The sequence below is a fragment of the Halomonas sp. 141 genome (genome assembly GCF_002810305.1).
In the GTDB taxonomy this organism is placed as follows: domain Bacteria; phylum Pseudomonadota; class Gammaproteobacteria; order Pseudomonadales; family Halomonadaceae; genus Vreelandella; species Vreelandella stevensii.
In genome coordinates, this window is sequence record NZ_PINZ01000084.1 from 1 (window position 1) to 3,241 (window position 3,241).

Annotated in this window: 3 protein-coding genes; all 3 read right to left on the reverse strand. The window is 66.4% G+C overall.

What is annotated here, in order from left to right:
• Positions 1-73 precede the first annotated feature (73 nt).
• The 3 genes from rsmB to def all read right to left on the reverse strand — a co-directional run bounded on the left by rsmB (position 74) and on the right by def (position 3,049).
• Positions 74-1,405: a 16S rRNA (cytosine(967)-C(5))-methyltransferase RsmB gene (rsmB, locus tag CWI66_RS17240; RefSeq protein ID WP_100732356.1), complete on the reverse strand. Its 1,332-nt coding sequence runs from the start codon at positions 1,403-1,405 to the stop codon at positions 74-76.
• Positions 1,402-2,400: a methionyl-tRNA formyltransferase gene (gene fmt, locus CWI66_RS17245; RefSeq protein ID WP_100732357.1), complete on the reverse strand. Its 999-nt coding sequence runs from the start codon at positions 2,398-2,400 to the stop codon at positions 1,402-1,404. The genes rsmB and fmt overlap by 4 nt, the downstream gene beginning before the upstream one ends.
• A 136-nt stretch (positions 2,401-2,536) precedes the next feature.
• A complete protein-coding gene (def, locus tag CWI66_RS17250) occupies positions 2,537-3,049 on the reverse strand; it encodes a peptide deformylase (protein WP_016914937.1) in 513 nt (170 codons plus the stop codon).
• Positions 3,050-3,241 lie beyond the last annotated feature (192 nt).

A 3,241-nucleotide genomic window follows, 5' to 3' on the forward strand; every position in this document is an offset into this window, starting at 1 on the left:
CCTGTGTAAGCCCGGTCACGCACCGGCAGCGGCCTAAGACGTGGGAAGCCTCGCCCGTCAGGGCGGGGAGCAGTCACGCAGTCTGCTTCTCCAGTCTGGCATAAAAAAAGCCATCGTGACTGTTTTGTGCGGGAAACAGTTGCCTGCCCGGCCCGCTGGGCTCGCCCCAGGCCACATCGTTCGGCGTGGTGGCCCGGGCGTCGGGGGTGCGGGCCAGGAAGGCTTCGATCTGGCCGCAGTTCTCTTCCGGCAGCACCGAGCAGGTGGCGTAGAGCAGCGTGCCGCCGGGGCGGAGCAGCGGCCACAGGTTGTCGAGCAGGCGCTGCTGCAGGCTGGCCAGCTGACGAATGTCCTCCTTGCGGCGCAGGGCCTTGATGTCCGGATGGCGGCGAATCACGCCCGTGCCGGAGCAGGGGGCATCCAGCAAAATGGCATCGAACGGCGTCCCGCTCCACCAGTCGCGGGTGGTCGCATCGGCATGTTTCAGCTCTGCAGCGAGCCCCAGCCGAGCAAGGGTGTCATCGACACGGGCCAGGCGCTGATTGTCGCTGTCCAGCGCTGTCAGGGCGATATCGAACTGCTCCAGCAAATGGGCCGTCTTGCCGCCCGGGGCGCAGCAGGCATCCAGCACATGGGCGCCGGGCCTGGGGGCCAGGGCCGGGCCCAGCAGAGCGGCCGACAGCTGGGCGGCTTCGTCCTGTACGCTGACGTGCCCCTGGGCAAAGCCGGGCAGTACGGTTACGTCGCAGGGGGTGTGCAGCGTAATACCGTCTGGGGCGTGCAGGCACAGCTCGCCGCCCAACCCCTGCTCGGTGAGCCGCGTGAGGTAGGTTTCACGGTCGTTGTGCCGCTGGTTGACGCGCAGTGTCATCGGGCCGGGCTCGTTGTTGGCCTGGGCGATGGCCCGCCACTGGTCGGGCCAGGCGCTGCGCAGCTTGCCCAGCAGCCATTGGGGGTGCTCCAGGGCGACGCTTTCATCACGGTCCACCTCGGCCTGCAGCGCGTCGGCTTCGCGCTGCAGGCGTCGCAGGCAGCCATTGAGCACTCGTGTTGCCCACTCCTTGTCCAGCAGGCGGGCGGCGCCGGCGGTTTCGCCCACGGCGGCGTGGGCCGGGGTACGCATGTAGAGCAGTTGATAAATACCGATCAGGAGCAGGGCCTGAACGTCGGAGTCGCGCTTCTTGAACGGCTGCTTCAGCAGGCGTTGGGCCAGCGCCTGAAGGCGCGGCAAGCGGCGGCAGGTGCCATAGCACAGCTCCTTGAGCAGCGCGCGGTCCCTAGCTACTACGCTGTGCTCGTCCAGCCCCGCCAGGGAGCCCTTGTCGGTGAGGATCGGCACCAGGCTTCTGGCCGCCGCCGCACGCACGTCCAGTCCGCTCCCCGTGGGTGTGCGCGGTAGGTTCATTGGGCGGCTCCTTTCAGTGGCTGGGGTCCTTCCAGCGACTGGCCCAGGCAACGGCCCACGGTCAGCGGCGTTTGGCGAGCGTTCAACAAGTCACGGACGGCCATGGCCTTGCCGCCGGGCAGTTGCGCTCGGCTGACGCACAAGACCTCCTGGCCCTGGGCGCCGCAGGCAATGCGCAGGTGCTCTTCACCGTGCGCCAGCAGCGTGCCCGGTGGGCAGGCGGGCTGCTCGCCGGGCTCGACGCTGGCCATCAGCAGGCGCAGGCGGTCGCTGCCCAGCGCGCACCAGGCCACGGGCCAGGGGTTGAAGGCGCGAATCTTGCGCGCCAGCTGCTCGGCAGGCTGAGAGAAGTCCAGTTCGGCCTCGGCCTTGCTGAGTTTGGCAGCGTAGGTGACGCCTTCGTCGGGCTGGGCGGTGGCCTGAAGGCTGCCGTTGTCGAGGTTGTCCAGCACGTGGATCAGCGCATTGGCCCCTTGAATGGCCAGGCGGTCGTGCAGGTCGCCGCCCGTGGTGCGCGGCGTGATCGGGGTGCGCACTTCGTGCAGCATGGCGCCGGTATCCAGACCCGCATCCATCTGCATGATGGTGACGCCCGAGGCGCTGTCGCCCGCTTCGATGGCGCGCTGGATGGGCGCCGCGCCGCGCCAGCGGGGAAGCAGCGAGGCGTGTACGTTGATGCAGCCCAGGCGCGGCGTATCCAGCACTGCCTGGGGGAGCAGCAGCCCGTAGGCCACCACGACCATCACATCGGCGTTCAGGGCCGCCAGCTCGGCCTGGGCCTCGGCGTCTTTCAGGCTGACGGGTTGATACACCGGCAGCGCCTGGGCTTGAGCCAGCTGTTTGACCGGGCTGGGAGTGAGTTTACGTCCCCGACCGGCAGGGCGGTCGGGCTGGGTGTAGACCGCCACCACTTCGTGTTCGCTGTCGAGAAGGGCAGCAAGGCTGGAGGCGGCGAAGTCTGGCGTGCCAGCAAAAACAACGCGTAACGGTGACATGGTGGAGAGCCCTTGAGTGAAAAGAGAAAGTGCTGCCGATGAAACGCAGGAGGGCCGAGAGGCAGCGTTGTCGTCACAGGTAAGCTTGTGGGGCAACGTTGTCAGCTCGGCCCAGGGCCAGATGACGCAACCGGGGTCAGGCGTCGTTCATCTGCTTGTAGCGCTTCTGCATTTTTTTCATGACCCGGTCGCGCTTGAGCGGGGACAGATAATCCACGAACAGCACGCCTTCCAGGTGATCGTACTCATGCTGAATGCAGTGGGCCAGCAAGCCGTCGGCTTCCAGCTCGTAGGGCTCGCCGTGGCGGTCCAGCGCCGTCAGCTTGACCTTCAGGTAGCGCGGTACTTCGGCGTAATACTCAGGAATCGACAGGCAGCCTTCCGACAGCGGCTCACGCTCTTCGCCGATAGGCTCATAGCGGGGGTTGATCATCACCAGCGGCTGGGAGTTGTCGTCGCTGACGTCCATGACCACCACCCGGCGGTGCACGTCGATTTGCGTGGCGGCCAGGCCGATGCCACGGGCGTCGTACATGGTCTCCAGCATGTCATCCACGAGCTGGCGGACCTCGTCGTCCACGGTTTCCACCGCGACCGCCTTGGTGCGCAGGCGCTCGTCAGGAAATACGAGAATAGGAAGTTTGGCCATGGCGTTACCGTCACCGTTTATGCAGAGTCTTGAAGATGAGCAGGCGCCGCGCTGTGTCGGCGGGCCTAAGTGCTTTATATTGACCACTATATCACGCCTTGACGTCCTCCCCGCCCTAAAGGACGGGGATTCCAACTTCTTGAGGGCAACGTCCTGCCCCGAGGCTGAGGATATTCCGGGCCGCATTCACGT

Coding starts and splice junctions, on each gene's coding strand:
- def (WP_016914937.1), bottom strand. CDS start 3,049: ATGGCCAAACTTCCTATTCTCGTATTTCCTGACGAGCGCCTGCGCACC.
- fmt (WP_100732357.1), bottom strand. CDS start 2,400: ATGTCACCGTTACGCGTTGTTTTTGCTGGCACGCCAGACTTCGCCGCC.
- rsmB (WP_100732356.1), bottom strand. CDS start 1,405: ATGAACCTACCGCGCACACCCACGGGGAGCGGACTGGACGTGCGTGCG.